Source organism: Bacillus thermozeamaize (assembly GCA_002159075.1).
In the GTDB taxonomy this organism is placed as follows: Bacteria; Bacillota; Bacilli; order ZCTH02-B2; family ZCTH02-B2; genus Bacillus_BB; species Bacillus_BB thermozeamaize.
This window is the reverse complement of the sequence record LZRT01000097.1, coordinates 13,186-39,754: the sequence shown is the minus strand read 5'-3', so window position 1 is coordinate 39,754 and position 26,569 is coordinate 13,186. Positions and strand designations below refer to the sequence as shown.

Here is a 26,569-nt window from a genome sequence, read left to right as displayed (position 1 = left end):
TCGCGAGTTTTTGTTCATGATTTTGTTTTCTTGCATTATCGACGGGAAAGAGAGCATGTACAGGGATGTACATGCTCGTTGCGTGAATCTGGCGTTACGAAGGATGTTACAGCTTGCGAAGGACTTCAAACAACTCCTCGTTGTCCGGCAGCTGATCGATGGGATGCACGTCGATGAAGCGGATAATTCCCTCTTTGTCGATGATAAAGAGAGCCCGCTCACTCATCCCCTCATCCCTAAGAACACCGTATTTTTCGGCCACTGCGCCGTGCGGATAAAAGTCTGAAAGAAGCGGATAGGTGATGCCGCCAAGCGACTTCTGCCAAGCTTCATGACTGGGAATGCTGTCAACGCTAATACCCAAAACTTGGGTATCATACTCTTCAAAACGAGGCAGATCGTCCTCGTATGAAGGCATTTGCGCCCCTCAAACAGGCGTCCAATCCAGCGGATAAAAAGCGATAAAAACGTTTTTCTTGCCGAAGTAGTCACTCAAGGTGATGACGCGATTACCCGTGGCTTTCAGGGTAAAATCAGGTGCCTTGTCGCCTACCTTCAGTGTCTTTGTCTCTGTTGCACCTTTCGGCATTCCCTCATCCTCCTTACTGCCTGGTCTTGGAATGGGATGTCCCAAATGGCAGTATACCATGTTTGAACCTGGCTGAACAAATGATGACAATGTGAAAATAAATTTATTGTTTCTTGATAATTAATTTTAAAAAATGCCCCCGTGTTTGTGAAGAATCTCCTCGGCCTCGGGCAAATCCTTTTCATCGGCAATGACGGTGACCAGCACATTGCGGGTGATCGCCATTTCGTTGCCGTCTGCCATCCCACTCGCGCTCGGATCGGCGGCCAACAAGACGGCCGCATCCCGGTTCGTAAAATCGGTACCCAGCACCACATTTCCCAGGCCCGGAACCTTTCCGGTGATGAGGTTGTGAAACGCGTCGGTCGGCTCGCCCGGATCCATCCTCACCTCGTCCATCTGGACCGTCTCAAAGCCGCTTTTCTTCAGCTCGGAGACGGCCTTTTCCGCCTGATCGAAAGAGGAAAATGTCGCCAAAATGCTGCGCTGCGGCGGCTCCAATCTCAAGTGGTCGCACCTCCCGGATTCTAGGGCATACAACCATAGCTTGGATGAGCCGGCCGATTTTATGCACGGACAAACGGGTTGTACCGTTTTTCTTCTCCGATGGTTGTGGCTGGACCATGGCCGGGATAAACGACGGTCTCATCAGGCAGGGTGTACAGCTTTTCCCGAATCGAACGGGCCAATTGGTCAAAGTCGCCTCCCGGAAAATCGGTCCGGCCAATGGAACCTTGAAACAACGTGTCTCCCGCAAAAACGACGTCATTGGCGACAAAGGAGACGCATCCCGGCGTGTGTCCGGGGGTATGCCGAACCTCCAGCTCCCATCCTGCCAATGCCAGCCGCTGCCCATCGTACAGCAGTTCGTCTGCGGGCGGCCCATCAATCGGTTGGCCAAACGATACCGACATGTTGAGCCTGGGGTCAATCAGCCAATCCTTGACCGCTTCATGGATGTATATCGGGGCACCCGTCGCTTCCTTGGTCGCCGCCAGGCCGCCAATGTGATCCAAATGGGCGTGCGTGAGCAAAATCGCTTTGACCTGATACGGTTTGATCAGCGACAAGATCTGATCTTCCCCGTAACCGGGATCAATAACCACCGCCTCGTTGGTCGCTTCGTTGACCAGCAGATAAAAATTGGTTTGCCACATTCCCAAAGGCCGGGTGATGATTTTCATACCTATCCCTCCATCTGCTCAAAGTGCGTTGCGCTTACTGTCATTGTAACCCTTTGGCCGAAAGCTGCAAAAGGTGAATAGTCGCCGTTTCCCCAGGAGACATTAGGAACAGATTTGATCTCATCCTCATTATCACGAACGCATAGAGGAGCATGTATGTGGCTGAAAGCAAATCATCCGGCAAAACCAAAGACTTAGTCGCATTGACCAGCGTCCCCTTGATCATGGTGCTGGGCAATTCCATGCTCATTCCCGTATTGCCACAGATAAAATCTGCCTTGAAAATCAGCCAATTTCAGGTCAGCTTGTTGATCACGTTATTTTCGCTCACGGCTGGAATTGTCATTCCCCTGGCCGGTTTCCTCTCCGATCGCATCAGCCGCAAGGCGGTGATCATCCCTTCTGTTTTGCTGTACGGTGCCGGAGGATTGCTGGCTGGCTTTGCCGCTCTATGGGTGGATAAGCCCTATGCTCTGATCATTGCAGGGCGTGCCTTGCAAGGGCTGGGAGCTGCCGGCACAGCACCCATCGCCATGGCTTTGCTGGGCGATCTCTTCAGGGGCGGCGCACAAAGCAGGGCACTGGGACTGTCTGAATCAGCCAATGGCATGGGGAAGGTGATTAGTCCCATTGCCGGCTCGTTGCTCGGCCTCATCGCCTGGTGGGCTCCTTTTTTTGCCTTCCCCATCCTGTGTGCCGTCTCCGCCCTGATGGTGTGGCTGATGGTGAAAGAACCGGTACAGAAAGAAAAATCGCCTTCCCTGCGTGAATATGTTCGCGCTCTCGGTGACATTTTCAAGCGGGAAGGACGATGGTTGCTCTGTGCGTTTTTTGCCGGTTCAGCTGGGCTGTTTGTGCTGTTTGGCATTCTGTTTTACCTCTCCGAAGTCCTGGAATCCCAGTATCAGATTGACGGCGTGTGGAAGGGAGGCGTACTGGCCATCCCGCTGCTCGGTATGGTGGTCACCTCCTTTGTCACCGGTTCCCTCATCCGAAAAAACGGAAAGCTGATGAAATTCCTGATCATTACTGGACTTTTCGCCCTTTCAGGCAGCCTGGCGCTGGCCATTTTATTCAAGAACCTCTATCTGTTTATCGGCCTGATTACGCTGGGCAGCATCGGTACCGGCGCCGTTCTGCCCTGTCTGAACAGTTTTATCACGGGCGCCGTGCGCAAGGCAGAACGCGGCATGATCACCTCGATATACGGCAGTGTCCGGTTTTTGGGCGTGGCTATCGGGCCGCCTGTGTTCAGCTGGTTAATGGACATCTCCAGAACCGTGATGTTGGCATCCGTGGCCAGTCTGGTGGCCTTTGCCGCCTTGTTGGGCTTATTTCTCATCCATCCGGCCAAAAACGGCGGCCAGACAGAAAAAAATGCAAAACGCAAAAAAATGCCCTTTTTTCCCAGCCATCTCATTCAGAAGCGGGCGCGCGGCCGGGTACGGACATGAAATGAGAGGGGCTGTTCCGGTCCTGAGGAACAGCCCCTGTTCTACTTCATGAAATCTTTTAGCTGACATATTTTTCTGCTTCAATGACCCGCTGGGCAATCGCCCTTTTCAGCGCAATGGTGTTCGCCGGATTGCGGCGCGCGAGTTTCTTGAGAATGGACAACTGGGTAAGCAGTTGGTCGCCTTCGCTGATCGCGGCCAGCGATTCGCGCGCCAGTCGTTCCACTTGCTCAAACGCCTCGTGCACATAGACGCGCGTCATGTCGATTTTGTTTTGATGCGCCGCTTCCCCATCGCGCGCGATGGCCTTCAGCGTCCGCAGGTAGGCCGATTCCATCGTGTAAATGGCGATGATCATGTCTGCCACGTTGGCCAGCAGCTCCTGTTCTTGCTCCAGCTTGGTCTGGTACTTTTGAACGCCCAATCCGGCAACCATCAACGTGATCTTTTTGGCCGCGTCAATCAGTGTTTTTTCCGCGCCCAGCAGGCCTTCAGCCGGCGTCGGAATGTAACTGATAAGCTCTTTCTGCAGGTTCTGGATAGCAGAAAGCAAAGGAAGGTCGCCACGCATCGCCTTCTTGACCAGCGTTCCCGGAATCAGCAGGCGGTTGATTTCGTTGGTCCCTTCAAAGATCCGGTTAATCCGGGAGTCACGGTACATCTGCTCGACCTTATACTCTTGGATGTAACCATATCCGCCGTGGATCTGAACAGCCTCATCCACGACCTGATCCATGATCTCGGATCCGAACACCTTGTTGATCGAGCATTCAATGGCGTATTCTTCGATCCGCTTGCCGGTCACGACGCCGATGTCCGGAGCGTTGGAATCCAGCCCCTGCAGCGCCTGATCAATCAAGCCGGCGGTACGGTAAACGGTCGATTCGTTGACATAGGCGGCGATGTTCATTTCCGCCAGTTTTTGCTGAATCAAGCGAAAACGGCTGATCGGCACATTGAACTGCTTGCGCTCATTGGCGTATTTGGCGGACAGTTCAATCGCCCATTTGGTTGTGCCCACGGCGCCGACGCCGAGCTTAAAGCGGCCGATGTTGAGGATGTTGAAGGCGATGACATGGCCCTTGCCAATCTCCCCGAGGACGTTTTCCACGGGCACCTTCACATCTTCCAGAATCACAGGACAGGTGGAGGAACCTTTGATTCCCATCTTCTTCTCTTCCGGTCCGATGGTCACGCCAGGGAAGTTGCGCTCGACGATGAAGGCGGTAAACTTTTCCCCGTCCACTTTGGCATAGACGATGAAAATGTCGGCAAACCCGCCGTTGGTGATGAACTGCTTGCTGCCGTTGAGGATATAGTGCTTGCCGTCCGCTGACAATACGGCCGTCGTTTTGGCGCCCAGCGCATCGGAACCGGAGCCAGGCTCGGTCAGGGCGTAGGCGGCGATCAGTTCGCCGGTCACCAGTTTCGGCAAGTATTTTTGCTTCTGTTCCGGACTGCCGAACAGGACGATGGGCAAACTGCCGATGCCGATGTGCGCCCCGTGCGTCAACGCAAAGGAGCCACCACGAGTCATGTTTTCGCTGAGGATGGTCGCGCTGATCTTGTCCAGATCAAGCCCGCCGTATTCTTCCGGCACTTCTCCCCCGAGCAAACCCAGTTCCCCGGCCTTGCGCATCAACTGGATCGACAGGTCGTAATCGAGGCTTTCCAGCTTTTCCCGTACAGGCTCGATTTCTTTTTCCACAAACTCAAGCACCGTACGCCCAATCATTTTTTGCTCTTCGGTGATGTCTTCCGGTGTAAACACTTGCTCCGGGGAAATCTCTTCCAGCAAAAAGCTGGCGCCTTTCACTTTCTCCTGTGTGCTCATCCACATTCCCTCCTTAAAATGGCTGTTGTCGATTACGCTGGGAACTCGAAGACGCCGGCCGCTCCCATGCCGCCGCCGATGCACATCGAGACGACGCCATATTTTCCGCCGCGGCGCTTCATCTCATATATCAGTTGCACCGTCAGTTTCGCCCCCGTGCAGCCGAGCGGATGCCCCAACGCGATCGCCCCGCCGTTGACGTTGATTTTCTCCAGATCCAGCTCCAGTTGGCGGATCACGGCCACGCTTTGCGCGGCAAAGGCCTCGTTGATTTCAAACAGGTCCACTTGATCCACGGTGATGCCGGCCAGCTTCAGCGCCTTCGGAATGGCCACGACAGGACCGATGCCCATGACCTCCGGCTCGACACCGCCGACAGCAAAGGAGCGGAAAATGGCCAGGGGTTTTAAGCCCAGTTCCTCCGCTTTATCCGCCGACATGACCACCACCGCGGCCGCACCGTCGCTGGTTTGCGAGGAATTCCCCGCGGTGACTGTGCCATTGACCTGGAAGGCCGGACGGAGCTTGGCCAGCGTCTCCATGTTGGTGTCGGGACGAACCCCTTCGTCGGTGTCGAACTGCTTCGTTTGCTCAATCACTTTCCCGCTTGTTTCGTCAAACGTCCGCTCAACCACCGTGACCGGAACAATTTCTTCTTTAAACTTTCCTTCCTGTATCGCCCGGTGGGCCAGCCGGTGGCTGCGTACCGCGAATTCATCCTGCATTTCGCGCGTGATCTGGTAACGCTTGGCCACCTGTTCCGCGGTGTGCCCCATCGACATGTAAATTTGCGGCATGTGTTCCACCAGATAAGGGTCGGGCGCAATCTTGTTGCCGGTCATCGGCACCATGCTCATGCTCTCCACGCCGCCGGCCACGATCACGTCGGCCATACCGGTCATGATCTGCTGGGCGGCCAGGGCGATGGTTTGAAGCCCCGAGGAACAAAAACGGTTCACCGTCATGCCGCATACCGTCGTGGGCAAGCCGGCCCGCACGGCGACAATCCTGCCCAGGTTCAGCCCCTGTTCCGCCTCCGGCATGGCACAGCCGATGATCACATCTTCCACGTCTTCCGGTTTCAGTCCGGGAGCGCGGCGAATCGCCTCTTTGACGACAATGGCCCCCAGCTCTTCCGGCCGGGTGTTTCGGAGCGAACCGCGCGGCGCCTTGCCGACGGCCGTGCGTGCCCCGGAAACGATCACGGCTTCTCTCATTGGCTTCTCCTCCTCCTCATGTCTTGTTTGTATTTCATCAGTTGCGCAGCGGCTTACCCTTGACAAGCAAATGTTGCATCCGTTCCTGGGACTTGGGTTCGCCAACCAGGCTCAAGAAAGCTTCCCGCTCCAGATCCAGCAGATACTGCTCGGTCACTTCGGTACCAGCCGGCACCTTCCCGCCAGCCAGCACATCCGCCAGCTTGTTCGCAATCTTCATGTCGTGGTCGCTGATGTAGCCGCTCATCCGCATCGAGTAGGCCCCCAGCTTCATCACGGCAGCGCCGGGTTCCCCGACGACGCGGATCTTGGGCGGCACGGGCGGTTGGTAACCGCGCGCATCCAGTTCCAGAACAGCCTGCTTGGCATCGTGGATCTGGTGATCCCGGTTGACGCTGATGCGATCCTGCGGCCTCAGGAAGCCCAGCTTCTTGGCGTCGGCCGCGCTGGTCGCCACCTTGGCCATCGCAATCGTTTCAAAAGTGCGGTTGACCAACGGCTGCAGGTCCACCCCGGCACCTTGCGGAACGGTGGCAAGATTGCGCAGGAGCAGCTCTTTTGTCCCCCCACCGCCGGGAATCAGCCCGACCCCCACCTCAACAAGGCCCATATAGGTCTCCGCCGCAGCCTGCACCAAAGCGGCCGGAAAACAGACCTCGGCCCCTCCGCCCAGTGTCTGGGCGTGCGGGGCGGCCACCACCGGACGCCGCAAATATTTCAAGCGCATATTGACATCCTGGAATTGCTTGACGATGAGTTCGATCATGTCCCAGTTCTCATCCTGGGCCTCCATCAGGATCAGCATCAGGTTGGCGCCGACGCAGAAGTTTTGCCCTTCGTTGGCAATCACAAGGCCGCGCCAGTTTTTCTCCACTTCCTCAGCGGCGATGTTCATCATCTCCACGATGTCAGCCCCGATGGCGTTGTTGGGCGAGTGGAACTCCAGGAGCGCCACATCGTCTCCCAGATCGATTAAGCTGGCGCCGCTGTTGGAACGAATCACCCGGTTTTGCTCTTTCAGGGTGCGAAGCGAGATCCGCTTCGGATTGGCTGGCACCGGTTTGCTGGTGCCATCAAGCGCCGCATAAAACAGGCCTGCTTCTGTCTTTTCATAGAACGAGGTTTTGCCGCTTGAAATCCATTTTTCCACCCACTCGGGGATGGTTTCTCCTTCCGCCTTCATCCGTTCCACGCTTTCCACGAGTCCAATGGCATCCCAAGTCTCAAACGGTCCCTGCTGCCAGTTAAAGCCCCACTTCATCGCGTTGTCCACGGCCACAATGTCATCGGCAATCTCCGGCAACTTGGATGCCGTGTAGAGGAGCACCCGCTTGGTCATCTCCCAGACGAATTGCGACGCCTCGTCCTTGCCCCAGAGCAATGCCTTGAACCGCTCTTTCAGGCCGGGAGCCGCCTTTGCGGCCTGCAAGGAAGCGGAGCTGAATTTTTGCTGCGGACGGTACTCCAGATAGGGCGCGTCCAAGACCAGATATTGCGTTCCTGCATCCGTTTTCACTTTCTTGTAAAACCCTTGTCCCGCTTTGCGGCCAATCCAGCCCTTTGCCACCATCTCCTTGATGAACGCGGGCACCTCAAACACCTTTTTCTCCGCTTCATCCGTGACGTTGGCATACACGTTGTTGGCGACGTGGATAAACGTGTCGATGCCGACCAGATCCAACGTGCGGAACGTGGCGCTTTTTGGCCTGCCCATCACCGGACCGGTCAGCTCGTCAACCGCCTCAGGCCCCAGCCCTTTTTCCAGCATCAGATGAAGAACCGTCATTAGTCCGTAGGTGCCGATCCGGTTGGCGATGAAGTTTGGCGTATCCTTGGCCAGCACCACGCCCTTGCCCAGGACATCTTCCGCAAACCGGGTCATGAACTGAATGATCTCCGGATCAGAGTCCCGATGCGGAATGATTTCCAGCAATTTCATGAACCGGGGCGGGTTGAAGAAGTGGGTGCCCAGGAAGTGCTTGCAAAAGACTTTAGAGCGGCCTTCCACCATTTGATGGATGGATACCCCTGAGGTGTTGGTGCTGACGATGGTTCCCGGTTTCCATACCTTTTCCAGCTCTGCAAACAGTTGTTGCTTGATCTGGAGGTTTTCGACCACTGCTTCAATGATCCAGTCCACCTCTGACAGCCAGGACAGGTGATCGGTGGTGTTGCCCACCGTGATTCTCTGCGCGTCGTCGTTATCGTAAAAAGCCATGTTTTTCTTGGCGTTCTCCACACCGCGCGCCGCCAGGCGATTGCGAACCTCGGCATCTTCCAGCGTCAGTCCGCGCGCTTTTTCACTCTCCGTCAACTCTTTCGGCACAATATCCAGCAGATAAGTCTGGATGCCGACGTTGGCCAGGTGGGCTGCAATCGCCGAGCCCATCACGCCTGCGCCGATGACGGCCGCTTTATGAATCCTCCTCTGCATCGCTTGCATTCCCCCTGTTTGTCATTCGCCCGTTTTTCATCGGGGATTGAATGAATCCTCATTCACATTATGACATAAGTTTTCTCTCTCGTCATCCCCCATTTTGTCGGACGGCTGTTTTTTTTTGCACTGAAAAACCCCCGCTTGAACGGGGGTTTTTGGATTACGTCGCCAGTTTTACTTTTTTCTCAAACGGATTGGTCACCTCAATCGGACCAGTCCCGCGCATGAGCATTTTCGGGTAGAACTTCTTCGGCTTGAGAATGGATACCAGGTAATCAATGGCCACCTGTGGATCGACCACCTCGCCGCAGGTGTAACAATCCAGTGCAGCAAACCCTTTCTCTGGATAAGTGTGAATCGAAATGTGGCTTTCCGACAAGAGGACGAGCACGGTTGCACCCTGCGGTTCAAATTGCTTGGATTGCACCGATAGGACGGTAGCCCCTGCCAATTCCGCAGCTTCGACCAGTTTTTTCTCCAGAAATTTTACATCATTCAGCAGATCGAAGTCGACACCCCACGTATCCACCGCTACGTGTCTTCCGAAGGTTGAGTACGCCACCTTTCGGCCCCCTTCCTAGCAAGTTTTTTTGTGTGGAAAAAAATCGCTAGGACCTACGCATTCACCACGGGGGAAAGTTAGTCCAAAGAGTTCCTTACCCTTTCAGTGAATCTGGTTCCTGCAGCACGCGAATCCAACTTTTAACGAGGACTAAGTTACCATAGAACGCGTCACTTTTCAATAGATGACAAAAAATAAACCACCTGCTGGTGGCACGTTGGTTGGCCAGCCCCAACAAGACGGCGCGACGGAATGGTGGAGCTAAGCGGGCTCGAACCGCTGACCTCCTGCGTGCAAGGCAGGCGCTCTCCCAACTGAGCTATAGCCCCTTCGATGAACATGGTGGGCCTAAGTGGACTTGAACCACCGACCTCACGCTTATCAGGCGTGCGCTCTGACCAGCTGAGCTATAGGCCCACATTGGTCTTGCTGGCTGACCACCTGCATTTTAACACGGAACACCCGGCACGTCAATATGGTTCAGCCGCAAGGTATTGCGCTTGTCCTCAGTGAAACCGCCGGAGCGCCTGTTCATCCTTATCCGGCGGATCCCCCATTCCTTCCCTCGACAGTTTCAGCCGCAGGAGTTGATACGTGTACAGGGTGACCATTTGCAGGAGCTCCTCTTTGGACAGTCCTTGAATCATCGCTAATAAATCTTCCCGGCTGTGGTCCAAAAACAATCCCATCACCAGGGCGAGGATATCCTCTTCATCGCCGCGGAGAACATTTCGGTACATGGCGTAAATCTCATCCACAATCTTCATCACCTATCGACCGCCTTTAGTCAAATTCATGATGTTCATCTCCGGAACAGTCATGACAGCGGCTGCCAGAGACGCCGCTTCGCCTCTCTGACAAACCTGGGATTTTGCAGATCCTGCTCCAGAATATCCCGCAGGAATTCCGGCAAATAAAAGGTAAAATCAAGTCCTTTCTGCAATTCTGGATATCCGACGCCAAACGTAAACATGTCAATCATCCCGACGGTATACATTTTCTCCGGCTCCAGCAGCTCATCGCCGACCCAGACCCGTCTGATTTTTCGATACGCCGGGCCATTCGGGTCATACTGGACGCGCAGGCCGGATGTGCTGAGGTTCCCCAGCACCTTTCCGCGAAAGCCAAACCCGCGAATCGGCCGTTGCTGGAACTCCCTGAGCAGGGACTGCTCCAAGCTTTTCAGCAACACCTCACCGCTGATCCGCGCCCGGCAGGGGTTAATCGGCGAAGGACAAATTTGATGCAAAGTCCCTTTGCTAAGCATCCCCGCCTCGATGTTGCCCAGCAATTGGCCGGAGTTGACCAGCCCGATGTCCGCATTGGCAATCCGGCGCAGGCCGTCGGCGAGCAGGTTCCCCAGATCAGATTCCGCATCATAACGGATGTGCAGCGCCTCCGGCACCCAAGCGGTTGGCTGGCTGAGAACCTGGGCAGCCGCTTTGCGATGGCGGGAAATCACCGCCTGCGTTTCGGGATCGGCCGGCCTGGTAGGCTCCATGGCGATCAGCTCGGCACGCATTTGGCTGACGCGCCGCTTGTCGAGATCATATCGCACCTCGACATGACCGAGGTATTCGCCAAATTTGCCCGCCGCAGCAAGCAGAATATCGCCCAGCCACTCACCTTCCGGAAAGGCATGATGGGTATGCGCCCCAAAAACCAGGCTCCCCGGCGGCAGGACATCCGCGAGCCGGATGTCCTCGTGGATGCCGACATGAGACAGAATCACCCATTGATCCACCTGGTCCCGGCAACGGTGGATCCAGCCGGCCACCACCTCCTGGGGCGAAGACATCTCCCACCCCATCAGGTTGTAAAAGGCTTGAAAGGCTGCCGTGACACCGAGAAAGCCGAGCCGGATCCCTCCCACCTCAAGCAACAGGAACGGCTCTGCCCATGCCGGCGGCTGTCCTGTCTCCCGATCCGCCATATTGCTCAGAAGAATTTTAAACGGAACATCCTTGTACAGCTTGGCCAGCTGTTCTTTTGTAAAGGTCAGCCCTTCATTGTTTCCGATCGTGATCAGATCCGCACCCAGTGTCTTTAAAATGTCTACGTTGGCCTGCCCTTCCGTGCCTTCGGTCACCGGATGCATCCGATCCATGTGATCCCCCAGATCCAACACGATCACCGGCTCCCCGAGCGCCTCCCAACGCTTGCGCATCATGCGCACCTGATAGGCAATGATCGGCATTTGCTCAAAACGGCTGTGGATGTCGTTGGTATGCAAAAAATGAATCGTCAGCTCCCTCAAGCCTACCACAACCCCTCAATCAGCAGGTTGAGACCTACCCCTGCGATCGCCAGCCTCGTAAACCAAATCAACGCCTTTCCGGACATGCGCGAGGAGATCCAGCTGCCCAGCTTCCCGCCCGCCCAGGCTCCCGGTATGAGCAAGAGCGCCACAAGCCAGTTGATATTCCCCAAAAAGACGTGCGTCAGGCTGCCAAACGAGCTGGTCAACAAAATCGTAAACATCGAGGTGGCCGTCGCCAGTTGCGGCGGAAAAGCGAAAAAGATCACCATCATCGGCACCATCAGGGCACCGCCGCCTATCCCGAAAAATCCGGCCATCATCCCGGCAACAAAAGAAACCGCCAGAGCAATCCAGTGATTGTAGCCATACCGATACTCCCGGCCAGTTCCCGCTTCCACGTATAGCCGCTCCACATGCCACTTCACCCGGCGTGGCCGGATCCGATCCCGGATCGACAAAAGGAAGGCCATCAAGATCAGAAACAACCCAAAAAAAGCCTGAAAGCGCTCAGAGGTGACATGTTGGTTGAGCCAGGCGCCAAACATGGAAGCCGGCCCACTGGCGATAAAAAAAAGCAGGCCGCTCTTGACATCCACCCTTTTTTGCTTCATGTACGACAGGGTGGATGATAAAGCGGTAAAAACCACGACCAGCAACGAAGTGCCCACAGCGACCTGAGCTGTCACGCCGGCGAGAGAGGGCAGCAAGCCACTGAGAAACAATAGACCCGGCACGATGATCACGCCGCCGCCCAAGCCGACGATGCTGCCAATCGTGCTTGCCACCACGCCCAACAAGAGCAACAACAAAGCCAGCCATACTGTCATTCCGATTCCCCATTCCTCTTGATTGTCCCGGCTTCTCCCCGCGGTTGCTCAAGGCAACCGGTCACGAAATCGTAACATTAGCTATTATTATAAACACATCCTCGCCTCTTTCGAAAGGGGACATTATTGACCCGTGGCCCAGATCCACCATTCTTCGGCCAATTGCTGGAACGGTTTGCCCAGCGCCTGTTCAAGGGCCCTGACGGTTCTCCGGTTCACCTCCTGCAACTTTTCCGCGGTGCTTGCGGGAATATAGGGCTGTTGGCGAAGCAGCCGGAACGCCTCGCGCAAAGGTTGATATCCGTATCTCTCCAGCAGAAATTCCACAATCAGCCGCGATTGATGATAATACTGGGGCGCTTCCTCCGCAGTCAGCTGTTCCAGCTGGACGGAGGCGAGCTTCGGCCAGCTCCACAGTTCCGAGCGGGGAATGACAGGCAGTGCATCGTTTTCCGGGATGCGATCCATGCGTGCACTCGTCTGTTCCGCCAACCCTTCTTGCAGCCAATAGGCCGCATTGTCATTGGTCAGCTCACCCAACATCTTGTGCACCATCTCATGGATGATTGCGGAATGATAATATGTCTTGTACCGGTCTGAGATGTCGGCATTGGCCTCTACCAGCAGCTTGATCGACTCTCCGTATTCATTCCAGCCTCCCGCCCAGTCGGGAAGCGACCATTTTACGGATTGAAGAAACCAGTCCTTCTTTCCATACAATTTCACCGCCACGGGCTGCCGCGGCTTCCAGCCGTAAAGGGAGGCCAGCCGTTTTTGGACCTGATCGGCCATCCCCTGCAGCTCTCTGGCAAAGGGCAACAGCCGCTGATGGGTCACCTTGACGATCGTATGCGGGCTGCGTGTTTCCAAAAACGGCAGATCGGCATCTTTCCACCCCGCGGGTGTTCGCCGAAAACAAATCGGCACCCGGACACGGCGCGCCTTCCCTCCTTCTTCCGCCCGCTGCTCGATGAGCGCCACCACCTCATCATTGGCCCGCCTCTCCAAAAATGCGCTCACGCTCCGCCGATACTTCCTCTCCTTGACAAACGCGGCAGCATCTGTAAACCAGTGCCGCTGTTCCTGCCAATAAACGGCATCTCGGTCATCAATCGTCTGCATGTACCGTTCCAGCGAACCGCTGATCACCGCGCTTTCCTGCTGTCTGACCAACTCGCGGATCTCCGTTTGCCAGCTTTCAGGGATCTTCTCAGTGATGGAGATGCCGAACATCCCCCCTGCACAACCGAAGATGCCCATGCACAGCATCAGCCACAGCGCCGCCAATCTGAGCAGCTTGACCCGTCCGGCCATCTCTGTCAACGCTCCTATCTTTTTCCTATTGCAACTGCTCAGCCAGCTCCTCCCACCGCTCCCTGCCGAAGTGCCGGATCATCAGCCGCTGAAAGTCGCTTCCCGTCGCCTCCCTGAACTGGTATTCCCTGTAGTATTCTTGTAAGAAACGCATCATTTTATCCGCGCCCAGTTGTTGATATACCCGCCAGAGCGCCATCGCGCCCCGCTGGTAGACATCATAATCGTAGGTCTCCCAATCGGCAAATTCCCACAACGGGCGGCGGACGGGACCGCTTTTCTCTTTCAGATCGCCGGGAGGGCTGGCGACATAACGTTCTTTTCCCGCGATATACAGTTGGCCGTACTCAGGTTCGATGTCAGAGAGAAACCACATGGTGGAAAATTCGCTCAAACTCTCATCCAGCCACGCCTCGCCCACCTGATCGCTGCCGACGGCGGCATACCACCATTGATGCGCCGTCTCGTGGGCCACCACCACCGTCCCATAGCGATCCTCCGGGTGTTCAAAAAACTTTCCTCGGACGAACGCCAAACCCGGATACTCCATGCCGCCAAAAAAGCCGCTAGTTCGGACGACGTCGAATTCCTCATAGGGGTAAGGTCCAAACTTCTCCTGATAAAATTGCAGCGCCTGTACCGCCACCTGGTGCAACCGCGTTGCAGCCCGCACATCATCGCTTGTCAAAAACCAGGTATTGACCGTCACGTTCCCCACTTGCTCCTGAAGATATGCATATTGCTGATCCACGACCACCATCGCAAAATCCCGCACCCGCCTGGCGCTCACCTCATATTGCACCCATTCCCCGTAAGGCGTGCCCTGCAAAAGGTCATGGCCCGTCGTAATCAACGTATACCCTTGCGGCAGGCTCACCTTGAGACGATAATCGGCAACCCGGCTGTAAAACGGATCCCCGATTGGATAATACGGGTAGGCATGCCACGTCCCTCGCTCGTAAACCGCCAGCTGCGGGGACCAATTCCCAAGCCAAATGGCATGCTGGTCATAGCTCAACCGTCCTTCGTTTTTCGGCAGGCGCAGCAAAAAGTGAATCACGACCTGCAACTTTTCTTTTTTCCGCCAATTCAGTTCATCCAGGTACAAAAGCGTCCCCTCCTGGCGGTACGATACTGGCCGGCCGTTGACCACCACACGCTGGATCTCATAGCGGCCCGGCAGACGCTCTTCTCCGAGCAGGGGTTCCCAATGACGTCCACGGGTCGGCATGTCCGGCTGGAATTGCCGCGGATAGACATGAAAAACCACCTCATTCAGCAGCCGGTCGCTGCGATTGATCCCTTCCCACTTCCAGATCCCCGTCATCTGCTTGCCAATCGGATCGATCAGCACTTCCCCGTCGTATGCCGACAAAAAAAGATCCCCCGGCTCGTCCCGCACAAACCAGGCATGCCAGATCCACCCGAGCAAAAAAACCATCATCCCCGCCACAAAAAGCCAAATGAACCGCCATTTTCCCCGCCAAAACGCCGGCAAGTCCGTCCACCTCCAAAAAAAAAACAGCACAGAGGTTACCTTCTGTGCTGTTATATGAGACAAACCCGATCTTTATGTTTACAGTTGAACCTTCGCTCATAAAAAGATAAATCGCAGGACAAACAAAATCCCAAGCACGTACATGACGGGATGTACCTGGCGCCCCTGACCGGCAAACAACTTGGCCAGCGGATAGGCGATGAATCCCAGTGCGATTCCCGTAGCAATGCTGAACGTCAACGGCATCAGCATCATGGTGAGAAATGCGGGGATGGCTTCAGCCATCTCCTTCCATTCAATTTCCTTCAAACTGGCAGCCATCATCACCCCGACCACGATCAAGGCCGGAGAGGTAACCGCAGCGGTGCTGGCCACCGTTTCTACGACAGGGAAAAAGAAAATGGACAGCACAAAAAATCCCGCTGTCGCGACGGCTGTCAGGCCGGTCCTTCCACCCGCTGCTACGCCTGCGGACGACTCGATATAGGAAGTGACAGTGGATGTCCCCAGCAGGGATCCCCCCATGGACGCCAACGCATCGGCAGTCAAAGCCCGGCCGGCACGAGGCAACTTGCCGTCTTTCAGAAACCCGGCCTGATTGGTCACACCCACCAGTGTCCCTGTGTTGTCAAACAAGTCGACAAACAGAAAAGCGAAAATGATCGTAAACAATCCCATATTCAGGGCGTCGAGAATATCCAGCTGCAAAAAGGTCGGAGCAATCGACGGCGGCGCTGAAACAATCCCCTTCGGCAGCGGAACGACGCCGGCAATCATCCCGACGACGGCCGTAGTCAGCATCGCATAGAAGATGCCTCCGCGCACCTTGCGCACCAGGAAAAAAATCGTGACAATGAGTCCGAAAAAGGTCAACAACACATTGGGATCGGCCAAATTCGCATTCAGGCTTACCAGCGTCGCTTCATTGGAAACAATGATCCCCGCGTTTTTCAGGCCGACGAAAGCGATGAACAGACCGATGCCCCCGGAGACGGCATGCTTCATCCCGGTGGGAATGGCGTTGATAATGGTTTCCCGCACCTTCGTGACGGTCAGAAGCAAAAAGAGAAAGCCGGAGATAAACACCGCTCCCAGCGCCGTCTGCCAGGGCACACCCATCCCCAGCACCACGGTGTACGTAAAATAGGCGTTGAGTCCCATGCCGGGTGCCAATGCCACCGGATAGTTGGCCAAAAGCCCCATCAGGAGACTTCCCAACGCCGATGACAGCGCTGTGGCGACGAAGACGGCTCCCAAGTCCATGCCACCGTCTTTCCCGAGAATCGCCGGGTTAACCACCAAAATGTAAGCCATCGTCATGAAGGTGGTCAAACCGGCCAGGATCTCGGTGCGAATGGTCGTCCCATTTTGACGAAGTTGGAAGAACCTTTCCATTTCATTTATCCCTCCTCTGAAATAAAAAAGATCCAGGTATCTGGAACTTCCCTGGATCTTCTCCAATCCATCTGAATCCCACGACAAGGGCAGATGACCGCATGGCGAACGATCCATACGGATCTTACCAGTAATATCGCCATCCGTCAATGGAAAAAGCGAATTTTATTTGCTATTCCATGCCAAACGTTCGGAAAAACACCTCTTATTCCGTTCCCGCTTTCACTTCCTGGAGTGCATGGCAAGAAACGAGCGATAGAGCGCGTGAAACATTTGGTTCAACCCGCCCTGCTCCAGGGTATCGGAAGCGCGCCCGCCATAGCGGAGCTGCTCGTACAACACGGTCTGGCGCGCCAAATCCTCCTCCAGCTCGTCACCCACCCGTATTCGCTGAAGGTATTCCCGGATGGTCTCCCGCGGCTCTCGCCGGTGCCGCCGGGCAAAAGAAGCGAGCAGCCGCCGGTATGCCCTCAGGTAAGTTTCCGGAGATACGTCACGGCTTCTCATCCGCCTTGCCTGCCACCAGAACCAAAGATGGATTCGGTACCGCCACCAGGCCAACCCCATCAAGATCAACAACGCCAACGTCACCAAAGCGATGCGCACGTCTGGCCCGTCAGACAGCGGCATCCATTCCTGCCAGCCGATTGGCGGTCCGGAAACGGCCTGTTCCCCGCTTTCCTCTTCCGGTTTCTGTTCTGCCTGTTCCGGCGGTTCATCCCCAGGGGACACGGCAGAAACGGCCTCTTGCTGCGTCATTTGCGGCATCACAAAGCCTTTTGTCGGCTCAAACGGCAACCAGCCCACGCCTTCAAAATACACTTCCACCCAGGAGTGCGCATTTCGGCTGTAAACCTTCCCTTCATAGTAGCTCTGTTCCTTGGCACCCGCTTCTCCGTCAGCGGGTGGGACGGTCTTTTTCACCAGCTCTCCTGCAGTAAACCCCTTCACCCAGCGGGCAGGAATCCCTACCGAACGTAACATCACCACCATCGAAGTCGAAAAATAGTCGCAATAACCCCTTTTTGACTCGAAAAGAAAATGGTCCACAAAATCCTGATCCGCTTCCGGAATACTGACTTCTTGGGTGTCATATACGAACTCCGGAGAACGCAGGTACTGTTCCACCGCTTTGGCCTTGTCATAGGGATTGTCGGCGTCGCGGGTAATCAACGCGGCCAGCTGCCTGACACGCGGCGGCAGGCTTTCCGGCAATTGGAGGTAACGTCGGCGGATCTCCTCCGGATATGCCTGTCCGGTGAGCCGCATCTTTTCCTCGTCAATGACCGGCAACACGGAGCGCACCACGGCTTTCGTCACAGGATTTTCCTCCGTAAAGATGCCGCTGGCTTCATCGCCCCAGATCAACGTCTGAGCGCCGGCATCACCGGAGAAAACGCGCTTTTGAAAGGCGGCCTCCTCTACCACCTGTACCATCCCCTGGTGAAAGATAGGGTAGCGTTTGTTTGCTCCGCCTCCAAGCAAAGGCGCTCCCGCCGCCCATGCGATTTGCTGTTCCACCTGCCGGACGGCGATCGCCGTGTCGTCAAAAAGATGGGGAAAATCAGGAGGGACCTCCTCCCCGACGGCAACCGTGAGCGGGCTGTCTTTGTCCCTTTCCGCGGTCATGCTTATCCATCCCTTGCCGGTATAAAAATCCTTGCTCTCGCCGCGCAAATAGGCCCGTTCCGTCGTCTGAACCTCCAGGACCACGGTGTCATCCTGGACAAAAGGTCCTCCCAAATGGGCATCATTGGTTCCATACCCCACCTTCTTCGCACTGCCCGGGATGCCTTCCGGTTGGCCACGGTGAAGCAGCCAGGGAACCGGATCGGGCCAGGCGGGTGCCGGTTTCGGCGCCGCATAAGCCACAGCCGTGGCCAACATGAGCAGCGCCAAACTGCCTGCCAGCCATTGAACCCCCATGCGCAACGGCAGGCGCCCGTCGGACAGCGGCAGGCGGAGCCACGCCATGAGGAAAAGTCCTGACACCAGGGTCATCATGATGGAAAAACGGCCTTCGTACGGCGTAAAAGTATCCAATACGGAAAAATAGACCACACTCAAAAAGACAAACCACAACACACGCCGCTTGACGTAAACATAGTGCCAGATGACAAAACAGGCAAACCACAGAGCGATGAGAAAGAAAAAGGTGCGACTGAGAGGGGACATCGCCAGCCAGTCACGGGCAAGCAGGAAAGGAAGGCTGGCCTTGATCTCGCGGCCCCATGCACCCAGCCAGCTGAGAGAAAACCATCCGGTATCCCGGTAATAATGAACATAAAACAAACAGACGAACCCGGTCCAAGTCAGCGCAAAGGGAAGCCAACGGGGCTTTCGGAACAGCCGGGACAAACAAAACACGGCGAGGAAGGACAAAAAGATCCGCAAGTCTGCCGTATCGCTCAACACTTGAAAAGGTTTCAGCCATTCCCAACCCATGAAAAAGAGAAACAGGGCGACAATCAGCAGATGAACACCTCTACGAACCGACATGTCCTCCCTCCTTGGCCGGATGTTGCAAGAACAGATTTTGCAGGCGATCCTCAGCCACCCGGTAAACCGGCACGCCCAACCGCAACAGCTGGGCACAGGCCGCTTCCTGAGCCCGTTCCGTTTCGGATTCAGTCAACCAAAAAACCTGGATGGATGTCGCACGCTGGACCTGAACCCCTTGCCGAACCAGTTCAACCAGCGCTTTATCGAGCCTGGGGCTGATGATCACCATTTGCTGGCCGCCTGTCCGCTGCGGCAACTGTTGCCGGATTAAAGACGGGAGATTCATTTCTCCCACCGCCTCCTCAACAGCCAGGTAGCGGCAGATCTGCTGCAGCTGCCTCTGATCCGCCTTTGGCGTCAATCGAACCCGATGCCGTCCCTCAGCCACCAAGCCCACGCTCTGGCCGCTGGACACCGCAGCATAGGCCAGCGAGAGAGCAAGCTCGATCCCCCGCTCCAGCAGATGAAGACTGGCCTCCGAATAGCTGTGACGATATAAATCGAGAAAGATAAGGACCGGACCTTTACCCTGCCGTTCAGGCAATTTGCTCTTCAGTCCGGTGGTGCGTGCGCTCTGCTTCCAGTGGATCTGATTCAGGCGATCCCCTGGTTGCCAGTCCCGGATTCCGGCCACCAGCGTAGACTCTTGTTGCCTGAGGTTCCGGTGCGGAACAGGCGTCCGGACGGCCTGGTGTTCCCCTGCCCCGGCTGCCCACCCCCGCAATAGCTGATAGCGTGGATAAACCACCAGCTCCTCTCGCACATGCAAGCGAATCTGCCGGTGCAGCAAGCCGAACAGATCCCCTGTCGTCACGCGGACTTCCCCAAGGACAAACTGCCCTCTCGGCAACGGGGACAATTCGTACGCAAAGGTCAGGGTTCTTTGAAACCAAGGAAGCCGGAACATCATCTCCGGGGAGCAAACCGCCTGCAGACGCCGCGGAAGCTCCTGTTCAACCTTGATCCAAAGAAACGGCATGGGAAAACGGCGGCGCAGCTTGAGCTGGACACGCAATGTGTCTCCTCTGGTCCACTTTCTGTCTTCGATGATCGTCTCCACCGACACCCCATAGCCGCCCACCAACCAGACCAGTCCCTCGTAGACACTGACTACGGTTACGGTATAAAAGAGAAAACCGCTGACAAACCCGCCCTGAAATCTCCAAAAGACAAAGCTTGCCAGCCAGAGAAAAACAACCAACCAAAGATTGGTCTGCTTCATCCCGTGGTACCATCCCCCGATCTTTGGATAGAAATGGATCATATGGGCACCGGAACCTTCTGCAAAATCCCCTCCAACACATCCCTTTCCTTCAAACCGCCCAGTCGTGCCTCGGCATGCAGGATGAGCCGGTGGGCAAGCGTGTCATAGACCAGGGCCTTGACATCATCCGGCAAAACATAGGAGCGCCCGTGAAGATAGGCATGTCCCTGCGCAGCGCGCAACAAGGCCAGTGAACCCCGTGGACTGACCCCCAGGTAAATGCTGGGGTGCTTTCTCGTCTGTTCCACCAATTGCACGATGTAGTACTGGATCAGCTCACTGGCTGCCACTTGCCGGACTTCTTCCTGGATCTGCAGCAATTCTTCGGCACTCAGCACCGGCTCCAGCTTGTCCAGCATCCCGCCTGTCTGCATGCGGGCCAACATCGCCACCTCATCCTCGGGGCTGGGATACCCGAGACTCAACTTGAACATAAACCGATCCAGCTGCGCTTCCGGCAGCGGGTACGTTCCTTCATATTCCACAGGGTTTTGCGTCGCCAAAACAAAAAAAGGCTGGGGCAACGGATAAGTGGTCCCATCCACCGTCACTTTTCCTTCTTCCATCGCTTCCAGGAGCGCCGCCTGCGTGCGGGGCGAAGTGCGGTTCACCTCATCGGCCAACACCAAGTTGCCCATGATCGGCCCAGGACGGAATTCAAACTGGGCCGTCTGCTGATTGTAAACCGATACACCGGTGACATCCGAGGGCAACAAGTCAGGCGTGAACTGAATCCGCTGAAAGCGCAATCCCAATGTCCTGGCCAACGCCCGGACCAGCATCGTCTTGCCGACCCCCGGAACATCTTCCAAAAGCAGGTGTCCTCCTGCCACAATGGCCACCAGGCATTTGACAATCACATCATCTTTGCCGATGATCACCTGTTTGACATGCTCCAGCACTTCCATCATCCGCGGATGGCCGAGACGTGCCGGCTCGTTGCGTCTCTCCAATCCAAGCTTCTGCTCCATTGCCTTTGTGATCATGTGATCCGCCTTTCGCTTGAAATCGAACAACCTCATCTCACCCCAAGATCCACATTCACAGTCCTTTTTTTCCTTCTTCATACATCCTTCGCAACAGCCCTTGCCATTTGCGCATCAAACCTCGAGCATTCATAAACCTCAAGCATTCATGTTCATTATACCTTCTCCACGCAACCACCGCACTGTTTCATTTTTTGTCAAAATTAAATACAACGGCCTCATGCCGTAGCGATGCTCATCCGTCTCCTATAATTTTGATGCAATGTCGTAAAAAATCTTCTGCCATTCGTCCACTTTTCCCCAATCCCGGCCGTTCCGGACAATAGTCACATGCTTCAGAGGAGACACATAAATAAACTGCCCATAGTTGCCCATCGCAAAAAAGTCATAACCGGTATCACCTCTTCGGTAGCCCCACCAAAGATACTGGTAATAACCGCTATCCGAACGGAAAAAATTCTGCAGGGACTGGTTGTCGTAGTACCGGTAGTAATCCGGGTGGACACTTCGGTTGGGTCGTGTCGACTCGGCGATCCAATGTGGGGAGATGATTTGTTTGCCTTCCCAATTCCCTTGATGCAAAAACAGCCTGCCAAACTTGGCAAAATCAATTGCTCTCGCGTTGATGCCGCTTTCCATTTTTTCAAAGCCGTGCTCAAGGCTGTCGGTGCTCCACGATGCCGGATATTCCATTCCCAAGGGTTTCCATATTCTTTCTTCCAAGTATTGGGAAACCGATTTGTGCGTCGCCCGCTCCAAGATGATTCCAAGCAAGAGCGGATGATAGTTGTTATACCAAAAAAATTTGCCCGGCTCTTCCTTCATCTCCACTTCACTCAACGCCATCCTGCGAAGGTCCGTCGCATAATACGTTTTGGTGTCATCGCCCCACAGAAGCAATCCTTCTTTATACTTGATACCCGATGACATGGCAAGCAGGTGCCTAATCGTAACATCCTGGAATCCCCTGTTTCGCAGTTCCGGAATGTAATTGGTAATCGGCTCATCCACACTTTTATATATCACGTCGCATCCAGATAATCCGGTTTTGTCGCCAAAAACATGAGCATGGCGGCAACCATCACCGCAACGGCTATTTTTGCTGCTTTCACAAAATCCCCCCCGATGGTGTTTCTCACGCAAGGTGACGTTGGCTCCTAACTGCCTCTAGCAAATAACGTATCACTTCGAATCAAAATTGCAATAAAAACCATGCAACAAAAACAATATATTGCCAGGATGACACAAAAAAAAAAAGAGAAATCCTTGATTCATCAAGGATTTCTCCGTTCATCAGCCGGTCATTACATCATGTCCATGCCGCCCATGCCCGGCTGGTTGTTGTTCTCTTTCTCAGGAATTTCAGCCACAATCGCTTCCGTCGTCAGGAACATCGCCGCCACGGAAGCCGCATTCTGCAGGGCCGAACGGGTCACTTTTGCCGGGTCTACAATACCTGCTTCAATCATGTCTACCCATTCGCCGGTCGCAGCATTGAAGCCGATGCCCGGTTTTTCCTTCTTCAGCTTCTCAGCGATCACCGAGCCTTCCAATCCAGCGTTGGCCGCAATCTGACGCACCGGCTCTTCCAGCGCGCGCAAAACGATCCTTACGCCGGTCAACTCGTCACCTTCGGCTTGCACCGCTTCCACCGCTTTGATGACATTGACCAGTGCGGTACCGCCGCCAGCGACAATGCCTTCTTCCACGGCAGCGCGGGTGGAGTTGAGGGCGTCCTCAATGCGGAGCTTCTTCTCCTTCATTTCGGTTTCTGTGGCCGCACCCACCTTGATCACAGCCACGCCGCCAGCCAGCTTGGCCAGACGCTCCTGCAGCTTCTCGCGGTCGAAGTCGGAAGTGGTCTCCTCCAGTTGCTGACGGATCTGGTTAATCCGGCCGTTGATCTTGGCCTTGTCGCCATAGCCGTCGACGATAATGGTTTCTTCCTTGGTCACCTTCACCTGACGGGCGCGTCCAAGCTGTTCAATCGTGGTGGACTTCAGCTCCAAGCCGAGCTCTTCGGTGATGACCTGTCCGCCTGTCAGGATGGCAATGTCCTCCAGCATGGCCTTCCGCCGATCGCCGAATCCAGGCGCTTTGACAGCCACTGCTGTAAAGGTGCCGCGCAGCTTGTTCACGACCAGAGTGGCCAGCGCTTCCCCTTCCACATCTTCAGCAATGATCAGAAGCGGCTTGCCTTGTTGTACGACGCGCTCCAATACCGGCAAGATCTCTTGGATGTTCCCCAGTTTCTTGTCGGTAATCAGGATGTACGGATCTTCCAGGACAGCCTCCATTTTTTCGGTGTCCGTGATCATGTACGGAGAGATGTATCCGCGATCAAACTGCATTCCTTCGACGACTTCCAGTTCGGTCGTGAAGCCCTTGGACTCCTCAACGGTGATGACGCCGTCATTGCCAACCTTTTCCATCGCTTCGGCAATCAGCTCGCCAATGGTCTCATCCGAAGCAGAGATGGCAGCCACTTGGGCAATCGATTGACGGCCTTGAATCGGCTTGGCAATCTTCTTGATTTCCTCCACGGCCGCATTGACCGCTTTTTCAATTCCGCGGCGAATCACCATCGGGTTGGCGCCCGCTGTGACGTTTTTCAATCCTTCGCGAATCATCGCTTGCGCCAAAACGGTTGCCGTCGTGGTTCCGTCCCCAGCCACATCATTGGTCTTGGTGGCAACCTCTTTCACCAGCTGAGCACCCATGTTTTCATACGGATCTTGCAGTTCAATCTCCTTGGCAATCGTCACGCCGTCATTGGTGATCAGCGGAGAACCAAATTTCTTTTCCAGTACGACGTTGCGCCCTTTCGGTCCCAGCGTGACTTTCACTGCGTTGGCCAGGGCATCCACGCCGCGCAACATTGCAGCACGTGCCTTCTCGCTGAATTCAATCTGTTTCGCCATGATTGTTTCGCCCTCCCTGTTTTGATAATGTGGTTGAGAAACGCATGACAATCCAAGCGTTCAGTTCGGATAAGTAGTTGGTTCCTGCGCTTCCATGTAGCCCGATTTACTCACTGATCGCCAGGATGTCGCTTTCACGCATGATCAGATATTCTTTATCGCCGATCTTCACTTCCGTACCCGCATACTTGGAAAAAATGACACGATCCCCTTCTTTGACTTCCATGGGAATCAATTGACCATTCTCATATCTGCCTTTTCCCACTGCCACGATCCGGCCTTCCTGTGGCTTCTCTTTGGCTGTATCCGGTAAGACAATTCCGCTAGCGGTCGTCTCTTCCTGTTCAATGACTTCCACAACCACCCGATCTCCCAGTGGCTTGATCATCGATAAACCCTCCTTGAGCCAGATTTGTATTATTAGCACTCAACTTACACGAGTGCTAACACACCCTTTATATTAGAGGATTTGGGAATCATTTGCAAGAGGTTGGCATGATTTTTTCCCTTGTTTTTCATCCTCTTTCAGTTTGTCCACAGCCTTGCACAATATTCCAGCCACAGGAAGACAAAAAAACCTACAGGCCTTTCGTCCCGCCGATGCAACGTCGGCATCCCTGTCGGCAATCCATCCTGTAGGTTGTTGGATCCTTTATTCACGATTCATTGGCTTCATGCAGGGAACGAGCCCGCTGCATTTTCCGATAGGTCAACACCGATAACCACAAACTGATTTCATACAGCAGGAACAGCGGAATGGTGACCATTAAATCGCTCACAAGATCCGGCGGTGTGATCATCGTCGCAATGATCACCAGGGCCAAATAGGCATATTTTCTTGCGCGCGACAGAATCCGAGGATTCAATATGCCCAGCCGGGTCAGGAACAACATGACCACCGGCAATTCAAACAGCAGGCCAAACGGCAGGATAAAGTTGAACATGAACTGGAAATACTGGGCCACCCCGTACATCTCGTTGGCGCCGATCCGTTCCGCCAGGGACTGCATGAAGCGGAGAAGCATCGGAAAAAGCACCGTATACGCAAAACAAATGCCGCCGGCGAAAAGGACGGCAGAAGCAGGAATATACCGCAACGTCACGCGGCGTTCCCGGGGTGTCAGGCCCGGCGCCACGAAACCCCAAAGCTCAAAGAGCAGGTAGGGCACGACCACCACCAAGCTGGAGATAAAGGCCACCTGGAGCCAGACCCAAAGCGCATCGCCTGGCGAAAACACGTGCCAGTCAACCTGCACCTGTGCCCCCGCTTTGAGCCACTGAACGATTGGTTCCGAAAAGGCAAAACCGGCAATGAAGCTCAGAACAAAGACAATCATCACGCGGATGAGACGTTTCCGCAACTCGGCATAATGCGCCAGCCAGTGCATCTCCTTGGCGTCTTGCTCTTCTTGAATGTGCCTTCTCCGGGTCAATCGCCTCATCTCTCACGTCTCCCCGCAATGGCCTCGAAAAGAATCAGATGAAAAACACGTCATGGGTACGGATTTGAACGGACACGCTACTTTACGTCCTTGCGTTTTTCTTTCATGTCGCTGTCTTCGTCATCCACCAGACCTTGTGTCGCATTTTTAAATTCGCGCAGCGTCTTGCCGAACGCCCGGCCCAACTCCGGCAATTTCGAAGGTCCGAAAACCAACAAGGCCACAATCAAGATCAGCACCAGACCTGACAAGCCGATACTATTCACCTTTTCTGTCACCTCCCGGGCCAAGGGCTCCAATGTTAGACGATGCCCACAAATTCTAACCCTCATCATACACTCAACCACTGTTATCTGCAAGGCAAACCTTTTTGACAAGTGATTGACAAATTTTTTCGATTCAGCTTCCTTCCGCTCCAGCCGATTTTTCAGCCAGCTGGGAACCAGTCGGCCTTTCCTTCAACCCGGTCAAACCCATTTCCTCCTTTTGCGCATCCGAGAGAACCAGCATCTTGGCCTGGCATTTGGCTTTGATTTGCCCGTCTTCCCCGCGAACGACCGCCTCCACGTCGATGATCCGCCGGCGTTTTCGCACCGGGTACGCCTCCACCGTCACCCGTTCGCCGACCCGGATCGGCGCAAGAAAAGAGACGTGCATCTCGCCGGTCAGCGCCACCACACCCAAGTGATGTACAACGTACCCCAGCGCCTCATCCATGATCGTACAGGTCAGACCGCCATGTTGAATGCCCGGCCAGCCGACATGCCACTTCTCCGGACAAAATTCGGCTCTCACCCCTTCTCCGACCCTTTTAAACCTCATCCCCAACCCTTTCGGGTTTTCTTGATCACAGGCAAAACATCCTTCGAACCCCATTTTTCCC

General features: G+C 55.0%; 23 protein-coding genes and 2 tRNA genes. 1 reads left to right on the top strand and 24 read right to left on the bottom strand.

The genetic code is table 11. The features are described from left to right. Positions 1 to 106: 106 nt before the first annotated feature. The 3 genes from BAA01_06435 to BAA01_06425 all read right to left on the bottom strand — a co-directional run bounded on the left by BAA01_06435 (position 107) and on the right by BAA01_06425 (position 1,773). Positions 107 to 418, bottom strand: coding sequence for an alkyl hydroperoxide reductase (locus BAA01_06435; protein ID OUM85763.1), 312 nt, complete (start codon positions 416 to 418; stop codon positions 107 to 109). Between the two features lie 297 nt (positions 419 to 715). Further along, a complete protein-coding gene (locus BAA01_06430) occupies positions 716 to 1,090 on the bottom strand; it encodes a hypothetical protein (protein ID OUM85788.1) in 375 nt (124 codons plus the stop codon). A 65-nt stretch (positions 1,091 to 1,155) separates the two neighbouring features. Then, complete coding sequence (locus BAA01_06425; GenBank protein ID OUM85762.1) at positions 1,156 to 1,773, bottom strand: metal-binding protein; 618 nt, start codon at positions 1,771 to 1,773, stop codon at positions 1,156 to 1,158. A 158-nt stretch (positions 1,774 to 1,931) separates the two neighbouring features. On the opposite strand from BAA01_06425, the gene BAA01_06420 reads away from it, so the two are divergent. Beyond that, on the top strand, positions 1,932 to 3,227 hold the full coding sequence (locus BAA01_06420) for an MFS transporter (GenBank protein OUM85787.1): 1,296 nt from the start codon (positions 1,932 to 1,934) through the stop codon (positions 3,225 to 3,227). 58 nt (positions 3,228 to 3,285) lie between these two features. Here BAA01_06420 and BAA01_06415 read toward each other — a convergent pair whose 3' ends face one another. From BAA01_06415 to BAA01_06315, 21 genes are all read right to left on the bottom strand, one after another. Next, positions 3,286 to 5,061, bottom strand: a complete 1,776-nt coding sequence (locus BAA01_06415; GenBank protein OUM85761.1) for an acyl-CoA dehydrogenase — start codon at positions 5,059 to 5,061, stop codon at positions 3,286 to 3,288. Between the two features lie 32 nt (positions 5,062 to 5,093). Then, positions 5,094 to 6,278: an acetyl-CoA acetyltransferase gene (locus tag BAA01_06410; GenBank protein ID OUM85760.1), complete on the bottom strand. Its 1,185-nt coding sequence runs from the start codon at positions 6,276 to 6,278 to the stop codon at positions 5,094 to 5,096. A 37-nt stretch (positions 6,279 to 6,315) separates the two neighbouring features. Further along, positions 6,316 to 8,712, bottom strand: coding sequence for a 3-hydroxyacyl-CoA dehydrogenase (locus tag BAA01_06405; protein OUM85759.1), 2,397 nt, complete (start codon positions 8,710 to 8,712; stop codon positions 6,316 to 6,318). 163 nt (positions 8,713 to 8,875) lie between these two features. Beyond that, positions 8,876 to 9,277 carry an S-adenosylmethionine decarboxylase proenzyme gene (locus tag BAA01_06400; protein OUM85758.1) on the bottom strand — a complete coding sequence of 134 codons (402 nt, stop codon included), beginning with the start codon at positions 9,275 to 9,277 and terminating at the stop codon, positions 8,876 to 8,878. Positions 9,278 to 9,530: 253 nt separating this feature from the next. Then, positions 9,531 to 9,606, bottom strand: a tRNA-Ala gene (locus BAA01_06395). 11 nt (positions 9,607 to 9,617) lie between these two features. Next, positions 9,618 to 9,694: transfer RNA gene (locus BAA01_06390), tRNA-Ile, on the bottom strand. Positions 9,695 to 9,783: 89 nt separating this feature from the next. Continuing rightward, entirely contained in the window at positions 9,784 to 10,044 is a 261-nt protein-coding gene (locus tag BAA01_06385) for a hypothetical protein (protein ID OUM85757.1), read from the bottom strand. 50 nt (positions 10,045 to 10,094) lie between these two features. After that, positions 10,095 to 11,534: a hypothetical protein gene (locus BAA01_06380; GenBank protein OUM85756.1), complete on the bottom strand. Its 1,440-nt coding sequence runs from the start codon at positions 11,532 to 11,534 to the stop codon at positions 10,095 to 10,097. A gap of 2 nt (positions 11,535 to 11,536) precedes the next feature. Continuing rightward, positions 11,537 to 12,364, bottom strand: coding sequence for a hypothetical protein (locus tag BAA01_06375; GenBank protein OUM85755.1), 828 nt, complete (start codon positions 12,362 to 12,364; stop codon positions 11,537 to 11,539). A gap of 123 nt (positions 12,365 to 12,487) precedes the next feature. Next, entirely contained in the window at positions 12,488 to 13,678 is a 1,191-nt protein-coding gene (locus BAA01_06370) for a hypothetical protein (protein OUM85754.1), read from the bottom strand. A 25-nt stretch (positions 13,679 to 13,703) separates the two neighbouring features. Further along, positions 13,704 to 15,206 (bottom strand): hypothetical protein, encoded by a 1,503-nt coding sequence (locus tag BAA01_06365; GenBank protein OUM85753.1) that lies wholly within the window; start codon positions 15,204 to 15,206, stop codon positions 13,704 to 13,706. 66 nt (positions 15,207 to 15,272) lie between these two features. Then, positions 15,273 to 16,571 (bottom strand): guanine permease, encoded by a 1,299-nt coding sequence (locus BAA01_06360; GenBank protein ID OUM85752.1) that lies wholly within the window; start codon positions 16,569 to 16,571, stop codon positions 15,273 to 15,275. Positions 16,572 to 16,793: 222 nt separating this feature from the next. Continuing rightward, positions 16,794 to 19,070 carry a hypothetical protein gene (locus BAA01_06355; GenBank protein OUM85751.1) on the bottom strand — a complete coding sequence of 759 codons (2,277 nt, stop codon included), beginning with the start codon at positions 19,068 to 19,070 and terminating at the stop codon, positions 16,794 to 16,796. Beyond that, entirely contained in the window at positions 19,057 to 20,337 is a 1,281-nt protein-coding gene (locus BAA01_06350) for a hypothetical protein (GenBank protein OUM85750.1), read from the bottom strand. The genes BAA01_06355 and BAA01_06350 overlap by 14 nt, the downstream gene beginning before the upstream one ends. Beyond that, positions 20,334 to 21,248 carry an AAA family ATPase gene (locus tag BAA01_06345; GenBank protein ID OUM85786.1) on the bottom strand — a complete coding sequence of 305 codons (915 nt, stop codon included), beginning with the start codon at positions 21,246 to 21,248 and terminating at the stop codon, positions 20,334 to 20,336. The genes BAA01_06350 and BAA01_06345 overlap by 4 nt, the downstream gene beginning before the upstream one ends. A 321-nt stretch (positions 21,249 to 21,569) precedes the next feature. Continuing rightward, the gene (locus BAA01_06340) at positions 21,570 to 22,349 is read right to left on the bottom strand and encodes a hypothetical protein (protein OUM85749.1); all 780 of its coding nucleotides are present in this window, start codon (positions 22,347 to 22,349) and stop codon (positions 21,570 to 21,572) included. Between the two features lie 278 nt (positions 22,350 to 22,627). After that, the gene (locus BAA01_06335) at positions 22,628 to 24,244 is read right to left on the bottom strand and encodes a chaperonin GroL (protein OUM85748.1); all 1,617 of its coding nucleotides are present in this window, start codon (positions 24,242 to 24,244) and stop codon (positions 22,628 to 22,630) included. A gap of 106 nt (positions 24,245 to 24,350) precedes the next feature. Beyond that, entirely contained in the window at positions 24,351 to 24,632 is a 282-nt protein-coding gene (locus tag BAA01_06330; protein ID OUM85747.1) for a co-chaperone GroES, read from the bottom strand. Positions 24,633 to 24,900: 268 nt separating this feature from the next. Then, positions 24,901 to 25,686 carry a twin arginine-targeting protein translocase TatC gene (locus BAA01_06325; protein ID OUM85746.1) on the bottom strand — a complete coding sequence of 262 codons (786 nt, stop codon included), beginning with the start codon at positions 25,684 to 25,686 and terminating at the stop codon, positions 24,901 to 24,903. A gap of 77 nt (positions 25,687 to 25,763) precedes the next feature. Further along, positions 25,764 to 25,952, bottom strand: coding sequence for a preprotein translocase subunit TatA (locus tag BAA01_06320; GenBank protein ID OUM85785.1), 189 nt, complete (start codon positions 25,950 to 25,952; stop codon positions 25,764 to 25,766). Between the two features lie 133 nt (positions 25,953 to 26,085). Beyond that, entirely contained in the window at positions 26,086 to 26,562 is a 477-nt protein-coding gene (locus BAA01_06315) for a hypothetical protein (GenBank protein ID OUM85745.1), read from the bottom strand. Positions 26,563 to 26,569 lie beyond the last annotated feature (7 nt).

Coding starts and splice junctions, on each gene's coding strand:
- BAA01_06355 (OUM85751.1), bottom strand. CDS start 19,070: ATGTCGGTTCGTAGAGGTGTTCATCTGCTGATTGTCGCCCTGTTTCTC.
- BAA01_06405 (OUM85759.1), bottom strand. CDS start 8,712: ATGCAGAGGAGGATTCATAAAGCGGCCGTCATCGGCGCAGGCGTGATG.
- BAA01_06435 (OUM85763.1), bottom strand. CDS start 418: ATGCCTTCATACGAGGACGATCTGCCTCGTTTTGAAGAGTATGATACC.
- BAA01_06345 (OUM85786.1), bottom strand. CDS start 21,248: ATGATGGAAGTGCTGGAGCATGTCAAACAGGTGATCATCGGCAAAGAT.
- BAA01_06370 (OUM85754.1), bottom strand. CDS start 13,678: ATGGCCGGACGGGTCAAGCTGCTCAGATTGGCGGCGCTGTGGCTGATG.
- BAA01_06350 (OUM85750.1), bottom strand. CDS start 20,337: ATGATCCATTTCTATCCAAAGATCGGGGGATGGTACCACGGGATGAAG.
- BAA01_06315 (OUM85745.1), bottom strand. CDS start 26,562: ATGGGGTTCGAAGGATGTTTTGCCTGTGATCAAGAAAACCCGAAAGGG.
- BAA01_06425 (OUM85762.1), bottom strand. CDS start 1,773: ATGAAAATCATCACCCGGCCTTTGGGAATGTGGCAAACCAATTTTTAT.
- BAA01_06360 (OUM85752.1), bottom strand. CDS start 16,571: ATGGAAAGGTTCTTCCAACTTCGTCAAAATGGGACGACCATTCGCACC.
- BAA01_06325 (OUM85746.1), bottom strand. CDS start 25,686: ATGAGGCGATTGACCCGGAGAAGGCACATTCAAGAAGAGCAAGACGCC.
- BAA01_06415 (OUM85761.1), bottom strand. CDS start 5,061: ATGAGCACACAGGAGAAAGTGAAAGGCGCCAGCTTTTTGCTGGAAGAG.
- BAA01_06410 (OUM85760.1), bottom strand. CDS start 6,278: ATGAGAGAAGCCGTGATCGTTTCCGGGGCACGCACGGCCGTCGGCAAG.
- BAA01_06330 (OUM85747.1), bottom strand. CDS start 24,632: ATGATCAAGCCACTGGGAGATCGGGTGGTTGTGGAAGTCATTGAACAG.
- BAA01_06385 (OUM85757.1), bottom strand. CDS start 10,044: ATGAAGATTGTGGATGAGATTTACGCCATGTACCGAAATGTTCTCCGC.
- BAA01_06375 (OUM85755.1), bottom strand. CDS start 12,364: ATGACAGTATGGCTGGCTTTGTTGTTGCTCTTGTTGGGCGTGGTGGCA.
- BAA01_06335 (OUM85748.1), bottom strand. CDS start 24,244: ATGGCGAAACAGATTGAATTCAGCGAGAAGGCACGTGCTGCAATGTTG.